At 73.5% G+C, this 7,022-nt stretch carries 7 protein-coding genes; 4 read left to right on the top strand and 3 right to left on the bottom strand.

Annotated elements, in window-relative coordinates:
• Positions 1-126: 126 nt before the first annotated feature.
• The gene (locus ABZ930_RS23410; RefSeq protein WP_361550777.1) at positions 127-1,650 is read right to left on the bottom strand and encodes a hypothetical protein; all 1,524 of its coding nucleotides are present in this window, start codon (positions 1,648-1,650) and stop codon (positions 127-129) included.
• A gap of 87 nt (positions 1,651-1,737) precedes the next feature.
• Here ABZ930_RS23410 and ABZ930_RS23405 point away from each other — a divergent pair, with 87 nt between their 5' ends.
• Both ABZ930_RS23405 and ABZ930_RS23400 read left to right on the top strand, forming a co-directional pair.
• A complete protein-coding gene (locus tag ABZ930_RS23405) occupies positions 1,738-3,108 on the top strand; it encodes an FAD-linked oxidase C-terminal domain-containing protein (RefSeq protein ID WP_361550774.1) in 1,371 nt (456 codons plus the stop codon).
• A gap of 125 nt (positions 3,109-3,233) precedes the next feature.
• A complete protein-coding gene (locus ABZ930_RS23400; protein ID WP_361550771.1) occupies positions 3,234-3,398 on the top strand; it encodes a hypothetical protein in 165 nt (54 codons plus the stop codon).
• Here the strand turns inward: ABZ930_RS23400 and ABZ930_RS23395 are convergent.
• Positions 3,392-3,862: an SsgA family sporulation/cell division regulator gene (locus ABZ930_RS23395; RefSeq protein WP_111663611.1), complete on the bottom strand. Its 471-nt coding sequence runs from the start codon at positions 3,860-3,862 to the stop codon at positions 3,392-3,394. The two genes, ABZ930_RS23400 and ABZ930_RS23395, sit on opposite strands and share 7 nt — an antisense overlap.
• 221 nt (positions 3,863-4,083) lie before the next feature.
• On the opposite strand from ABZ930_RS23395, the gene ABZ930_RS23390 reads away from it, so the two are divergent.
• Both ABZ930_RS23390 and ABZ930_RS23385 read left to right on the top strand, forming a co-directional pair.
• Positions 4,084-5,442 (top strand): RDD family protein, encoded by a 1,359-nt coding sequence (locus tag ABZ930_RS23390; RefSeq protein ID WP_361550768.1) that lies wholly within the window; start codon positions 4,084-4,086, stop codon positions 5,440-5,442.
• A gap of 338 nt (positions 5,443-5,780) precedes the next feature.
• On the top strand, positions 5,781-6,431 hold the full coding sequence (locus ABZ930_RS23385; RefSeq protein ID WP_361550765.1) for an RDD family protein: 651 nt from the start codon (positions 5,781-5,783) through the stop codon (positions 6,429-6,431).
• A 36-nt stretch (positions 6,432-6,467) separates the two neighbouring features.
• On the opposite strand, the gene ABZ930_RS23380 is transcribed toward ABZ930_RS23385, so the two are convergent.
• On the bottom strand, positions 6,468-6,719 hold the full coding sequence (locus tag ABZ930_RS23380; RefSeq protein ID WP_361550762.1) for a hypothetical protein: 252 nt from the start codon (positions 6,717-6,719) through the stop codon (positions 6,468-6,470).
• Positions 6,720-7,022: the final 303 nt, after the last annotated feature.

Genomic DNA, 7,022 nt, shown 5'->3' with positions numbered 1-7,022 from the left:
AGCACCCCGGGGTGCGTTCCGCCTGCGGCATCCAGGGGAAGGCTGCGCGCAGCGCATGCCTTCAGGGGCGCGGGGAACTGCGCGACCAGCCACGGCGAGAGCCGCACGCGCCCGGGCCGCGCACCCTCAACGGCGCTTGGGCGCGGCCGCCGCCTTGGCGGGGGCCACCGCCGGCTTAGGGGCCCACATCTGCGGAACCCCACCCTCGGGCGGCGAGCCCACCGCGTTCAAGGCGGCCCGCGCTTCGGGCCCGTACAACGGCGAGAACCCGGGATTGATGCGCAGCGCCTCCCCGAGATGCCGCCGAGCCGCCCCGTACAACCCCAACTCCCGCTCCACGGCCCCGAGATGGTACGAGTACGAGGCATTGCGCACCGTCCCGCCCTTCTGCCGGTCGGTGGCCCGCCGCAGGAACCAGTGCGCCGCGTCCTCGTCCCCGGCCCGGTGATACGCCCACCCCAGAGCGTCCGCGACAGCGATCCCCGGCGCCCGCGACCACTCCGCCCGCAGCCGCTCCACGGCCGCCTCCGGATCCCCGTGATCGGCCTCGAACCGCCCGAGCACCAGCGCGTCGTCCACCCCGTGCGCCCGCTGCGCGGCGACCCGTGCCCGCAGCGCCGCGTACTGCGCGTCGGCGGCCCGCTCGTCGCCCAGCGACTGGAACAACTCGCCCAGCTCCAGCGCGTACCCGGGCTCGGGCCGCTTCGCCAGCGCCAGCCGGTACGCCTTCACCGCCTCCGCCGTGCGCCCCAGTGAGGCCAGCGCGCGGGCCCGCCCGGCGAGCGCCCCGTGAGCGGCCGGATCGGCGGCGAGCGCCGCGTCCTGGTGCCGCAGCGCGTCGGCCGGCTCGCCCCGGTCCCAGGCGAGGTCACCGCCCCGCTGCAACAGCGCCGCCCGCTCCGCCGGGGTACCGGCCCGCGCCGACGCGTCGGCGAGCACCGCGGCGGCGTCCTCCCGCCAGCCCCGGTCCCCGTACACGGCCGCCGTGCGCAGCGTCACCGCGGTACCGGCGCCCGAGGAGAGCCCGGACAGCTTCTCCAGGGTGCGGTCCGCCGCCTTGTAGTCGCCCGTCCCGCGATAGCCGTCGACCAGCGGGACGTACGACGACCAGCGCTTCGGCGCCAGCTTCACGGCGGCCTCGCCGTACTCCCGGGCGCCGCGCCAGTCGCCGCGGGCGGCCGCGAGGGCGGCGAGCCCGTCGAGCGCCTCGACGTTCCCCCGCGGCCGCGCCGCGAGCGAACTGCGCAGCGCCCGCTCGGCCTTGGGGAAGTCGTCCGTCCGCGCGGTCCGCGAGCCCCGCTCCACGTAGGCGGCCCCGAGCGCCGCCCACGACAGACCGTCCCGCGGATGGGTGCGCACCCGCGCCTCGCGCTCCCCGATCAGCGCGGTCAGATCCGGCAGCGCGGCCGGCGCCCCGACGGCGGCCGCGATCACCGCCCGCCCGGCCGGACCGGGCAGCGGCGCCGGCGCGGGCTTCTCGTCCGGCAGCAGCACCAGCACACCCCCGAGCACGGCGCACCCGGTGACGGCCGCGACGACCGCCCGCCGCACGGCGGGGGAGCGGCGGCGTGGGGCGGCGACGGGCTCCGGCGCGGGCGCCACGGCCTGCGCGGAGGTCTGGACGTCCTCGGCGTTCTCGGCGATCTCCATGGCGCATACTGTGCGTCAATACGAAGAGCACACGGTGGAGGCCACAGACGGGTTCACACCGATGGCCCCGAGTGCGAGGCTGTGATCATGAGCCGCACCCTCATCGAACTGCTCGGCGACGGGCTGCCCGCAGAGGCGATCCTCACCGACCCCGACGTCACCGCCTCCTACGCCCACGACATGGCGAGTTTCTGCGACGCCGGCGCCCCGGCCGTCGTCGTCCTGCCCCGCACGGTCGAACAGGTCCAGCACGTCATGCGCACGGCCACCGCGCTGCGCGTCCCGGTCGTCCCGCAGGGCGCCCGCACGGGCCTGTCGGGCGCGGCCAACGCCAGCGAGGGCTGCGTCGTGGTCTCGCTCACCAAGATGGACCGCATCCTGGAGATCAGCCCGGTCGACCGGATCGCGGTCGTCGAGCCCGGCGTCATCAACGCGACGCTCTCCCGCGCGGTGAACGAGCACGGCCTCTACTACCCGCCGGACCCGTCGAGTTGGGAGATGTGCACCATCGGCGGGAACATCGGCACGGCCTCCGGCGGCCTGTGCTGCGTGAAGTACGGGGTGACGGCGGAGTACGTGCTCGGACTCGACGTCGTCCTCGCCGACGGCCGGCTGCTGTCCACCGGGCGGCGCACCGCCAAGGGCGTCGCGGGCTACGACCTCACGCGCCTCTTCGTCGGCTCCGAGGGCAGCCTCGGCATCGTGGTCCGGGCGACGCTCGCGCTCAAGCCGCAGCCGCCTCAACAGCTGGTGCTGGCCGCCGAGTTCGGCTCGGCCGCGGCCGCCTGCGACGCGGTCTGCCGGATCATGGAGGGCGGCCACGTCCCGTCACTCCTCGAACTCATGGACCGTACGACGGTCAAGGCCGTCAACGCGATGGCGAACATGGGACTCCCGGAGACCACCGAGGGCCTGCTCCTGGCCGCCTTCGACACCCCGGACCCGGCCGCCGACCTCGCCGCCGTCGGCGCCCTGTGCGAGGCCGCGGGCGCCACCCAGGTCGTGCCCGCCGAGGACGCGGCGGAGTCCGAACTCCTGCTCCAGGCGCGGCGGCTCTCCCTCACCGCGCTCGAAGCGGTCAAGGGCACCACGATGATCGACGACGTGTGCGTCCCGCGCTCCAAGCTCGGCGAACTCCTCGAAGGCGTCGAGCGGATCGCCGAGAAGTACGCGCTGACCATCGGCGTCTGCGCCCACGCGGGCGACGGCAACACGCACCCCACCGTCTGCTTCGACGCCCAGGACGCGGACGAGGGCCGGCGGGCCCGCGAGTCCTTCGACGAGATCATGGCGCTCGGCCTGGAACTCGGCGGCACCATCACCGGGGAACACGGCGTCGGCGTCCTGAAGAAGGAGTGGCTGGCCCGCGAACTCGGCCCGGTCGGCGTCGAGGTGCAGCAGGCGGTGAAGGCGGCCTTCGACCCGCTCGGCCTGCTCAACCCCGGCAAGCTCTTCTGATAACAGGGAGATAAGGGACGAAAGCCCTCTGGGAGACGTGGCGGGCCGGGCGCACAGTGGAAAGGTCGCCCGGTCGGCCGCCAGCGTGCCGGCCGTATCTCCTCCACTCTCCCGCGAGGTGCCCCATGAGCAGCACTCCCCGTCGGTCGCGCAGGCTGAGGGCCGGCGTCGTCGCCCTCGTCGCCGCCCTCACCCTCGGCCTCACCGTCACCTCCGTCGCCGCCCAGGTCGGCTCGCCCGCCACCGCCGCCGCGCACTCCGCGGACCGGTCCGCCCCGGCCGCTCACTGACCGTCCGACTCGTCCGACCCCCACGGGTCGCGCAGGTAGAGGTCGTCGGCCGGGGTGGGCGTGAGCAGCTCGGCGAGGCCGGCGTCGATGCCGAGCCGCTCGGCCTCAGAGCCCGGGGGGACCGCCCGCAGCGTGCGCTCCAGCCAGGCCGAGACCTGCGCGGTGGGCGCCTCGAGCAGCGCGTCGCCGTCCGGCGAGGTCAGCGCCATCAGCACGACACTGCGCCCGTCCACCTTCGTCGGCCACACCCGCACGTCCCCGTGCCCGCACGGCCGGAACACCCCCTCCACCAGCAGCTCGCGCGCGAACGTCCAGTTGACCGGGTGGTCGGACCCGACGTGGAAGGTGATGTGGACGGCGTAGGGATCGTTCGTCCGGTACGTCAGCCGGGCCGGGACGGGGATGCTTCGCTCGGGCGACAACACCAGCTTCAGCTCTAGTTCGCGTTCCACCACGGAGTGCATGTCGTGCGCTTCCTCTCGCCTGTACGGGTCCACGAGCGGGCCCGTACAAGGTGAGAGGCCGATGTGGCCGCGGCATTACGCGAGTTCGCCGAAGTTTTTTTCCGGGCATCCGCGAATGCCCGGAAAGTGGTCCGTAACGGCGGAGCGGCGCGGGCGGGCGCGGTGGTCTGATAGACGTAGAGGCCACAACAAGACCCCCGAGCAGATACGGGACGACGGACATGAGCGCCCCAACCCCGGCCCCCGGCGACGACAGGCCCCGCGAAGGCTACTACCCCGATCCGTCCATTCCCGGATATGTCCGGTACTGGAACGGAGCCGCCTGGGTCCCCGGCACCAGCCGACCCGCGCCGTCCGACGGCGAACAGCTGCCGGCCCCGCCCGGCGCGAGCGCCCAACCCGGGCCCCCGGCGCAGCAGTCCGCCGCTCCCGCCGAGGAGACGGGCCCGGTCTTCCTCGACGAGGAGCCCTCCGTCCGGACGGAGACCGGACCGGAGACGGGCGCCGTCAACAGCGTGGACGCCCCCGCCCCGCCCGAACCCGCCTCCGCCTGGCAGGCCGACGCCTCCCGGCAGTCCGGATTCGGCGGCGAGCAGGACCGCCGGATCTCCTGGGGCTCTCCCGACAGCGGGCCCGCCGCCCCCGAGCCGGCCGCCGAAGAGCCGCAGCAGCGCCCCGACAGCACCGTCTCGATCCGCGCCGTGCGGCCGGGCGCGGCCGCTCCCGTCCGCACCGAGGGCACCATGGCGATCCGGGCCCTGCCGAAGCAGCAGACGCCTCCGACGCCTGCGCCGGCGCCCGCGCCTACCCCTGCTCCCGCCCCGGCCCCGCAGCAGCCCCAGCCCCAACAGGCGCAGCAGCCGCAGGCCGGTTACGGCTACCCGCCCCAGCAACAGCAGCCGCAGCAGCAGCAACAACAGCAGTCCCTGCCCACCCCTGTCACCCAGGGGCCCGGTGGCGGTCAGCCCTCCTGGGCGCAGCAGGTGCACCAGCTCGCTACGCCGAACGCCGCGGCGGCGCCGGAGAGCGGCGGTCCCGTCACCCCGTTCAAGCCGGTGGCCAACGATCCGTTCCTCGCCGCCGCGCAGGCCCAGGCGAGTGCGCGGCCCGCCGGGCTCGGCAAGCGGTTCGCCGCGCGGCTCATCGATTCGGTCGTTCTCGGGGCCGTCACCGCCGCTGCCGCCGTGCCGCTGTACGGGCGGGCCGTCGATCACCTCGACGGGAAGATCGACGCGGCCAAGGCCTCCGGCCGGCAGGTCACCGTCTGGCTGATCGACGGCACCACGGGCGTGTATCTGGGCATCGTCCTCGGTGTCCTGCTGGTCTTCGGGGTGCTGTACGAGGCGTTGCCGACCGCCAAATGGGGGCGCACGCTCGGCAAGAAGGTGCTGGGTCTCTCCGTCCGGGACATCGAGGAGCACAGCTCCCCGACGTTCGGCGCCGCCCTCAAGCGCTGGCTCGCCTACAGCGTGCCCGGTGTCCTGGTGATCGGCGTCCTCGGCGTCCTCTGGGGAGCCTTCGACCGCCCCTGGCGCCAATGCCTCCACGACAAGGCGGCCCGCACTTTCGTGGCCGACTAGCCCGCCCGGTTCTTCGGCTGCGGCTCTCGTCGTGGCCGGTCGCGCAGTTCCCCGCGCCCCTGAAGGCGTGCGCTTCGCGCGCCTTCCCCTTGAAGTCCGCGCTCCGCTCAGCGCCCCTGGGCGAGCGAAGCTCGCTTCCAGGGGCGCGGGGAACTGCGCGGGAAGCGGCCACCGGCCCGCGGACGACGTACGACCCAGGGGCGCGGGGAACTGCGCGACCGGCCCCCACCGGACCGCACCCGGCGACGAGACCGTGACTGGCCGGAATCGGGTGCCCGGGTCATCCGGACGGCGGCCCGCCGGGTGCGTTCCGCACGGGATCGCGGTCCACTCGGGCCATGAGTACCGAACCGCCGGACGACGACCCGTTCCGCAAGCCTCCGCCGACGAACCAGGGTGGCGGCTCGCCGTACGACAACCCCCAGGACCCGCAGCCCCAGCAGCCCCAGAACCCTTACGACAACACGGCCCCGCCCCCACCCCCGTACGGCGGCGACCCGTACGGAGCCGGCGGCCCCGGCCCGGGCGACCCCCTGGCCGGCATGCCCCCGCTGGCGGAGAGCGGCCGCCGCGTCCTCGCCCGCATCATCGACATGGTGCTGATCGGCATCATCGTCGGCCTGCTGTCCTGGGCGTTCGACATCGCCAGCTTCGACACCGACGGCGACTCCATCAACGCGGGCAAGCAGGCCGGCTCCTCACTCCTGACGGCCGTCCTCTACATCGCGTACGACGTCATCCTGACGGCGAGGACCGGCCAGACTCTCGGCAAGCGGCTGCTGAAGCTGCGCGTGGCCAACCTCGACAACGGAGCGACGCCGAGCACCCAGACCAACCTGATCCGGGCGCTCGTGCTGTGGGTTCCGTTCGCCTTCTGCTGTGCCTGTATCTGGACCGCCATCTGTGGTGGCTGGAGCTTCTTCGACAAGCCCTACAAGCAGGGCCTGCACGACAAGGCGGCCAAGACCGTGGTGGTCAGCAGCGGCTGATCGCGCGGCGAGCGGAACGACCGGCGGGTCCGTGGTTCACGGGCCCGCCGTCTCGTGCACCGGCTCGCGCTCGCGCGTCTCCTCCGGCGGGGCGACGGGCCGCGGCGCGGGCGTCTGCTTCGGCTTGGGCACACTCAGTGCCACGAACAGACCCAGGATGACCGCCGACATGGCGATGACACCGATGCCTGGCCCCGAACTGGTCTGTGACAGCAGCAGCATGGCGATGGTGGACAGTACGACGGTGGCCGAACCGTAGGCGAGCTGTGCGACAGTCGGTCGAGGCATGGCGATGTCCGTCCTCGTGACAGCGGGGGAGCAGGGCGGGGCGTCCGGGGCTCGTGGCCCACCGTGCCCCAACTCTATTCCGACGTGTGCCCGAGCGGAACGACCAGTAAGCGCGACCTTACCCACGGTGCAGGTGCATGGGGGGCGCACGGGGTCATTCGGTCCACCAAGTGGACGTTCGAACGCGCCCGTTGTACCGACGGAGCCGTCCGGATACCGGATCGGGCGCGCTGCATAATGCAACGCACTCGTCACAGTCAAGGTCTGTTATTTCTTTCCTACCTCCGGTCAAATGGCGTCACT

It is taken from the genome of Streptomyces sp. NPDC046716 (assembly GCF_040645755.1).
Taxonomy (GTDB): Bacteria; Actinomycetota; Actinomycetes; order Streptomycetales; family Streptomycetaceae; genus Streptomyces.
Note: the sequence above shows the minus strand (reverse complement) of the source record. Positions and strands in the feature narration are given on the sequence as shown.

Coding starts and splice junctions, on each gene's coding strand:
- ABZ930_RS23380 (WP_361550762.1), bottom strand. CDS start 6,719: ATGCCTCGACCGACTGTCGCACAGCTCGCCTACGGTTCGGCCACCGTC.
- ABZ930_RS23400 (WP_361550771.1), top strand. CDS start 3,234: ATGAGCAGCACTCCCCGTCGGTCGCGCAGGCTGAGGGCCGGCGTCGTC.
- ABZ930_RS23385 (WP_361550765.1), top strand. CDS start 5,781: ATGAGTACCGAACCGCCGGACGACGACCCGTTCCGCAAGCCTCCGCCG.
- ABZ930_RS23395 (WP_111663611.1), bottom strand. CDS start 3,862: ATGCACTCCGTGGTGGAACGCGAACTAGAGCTGAAGCTGGTGTTGTCG.
- ABZ930_RS23390 (WP_361550768.1), top strand. CDS start 4,084: ATGAGCGCCCCAACCCCGGCCCCCGGCGACGACAGGCCCCGCGAAGGC.
- ABZ930_RS23410 (WP_361550777.1), bottom strand. CDS start 1,650: ATGGAGATCGCCGAGAACGCCGAGGACGTCCAGACCTCCGCGCAGGCC.
- ABZ930_RS23405 (WP_361550774.1), top strand. CDS start 1,738: ATGAGCCGCACCCTCATCGAACTGCTCGGCGACGGGCTGCCCGCAGAG.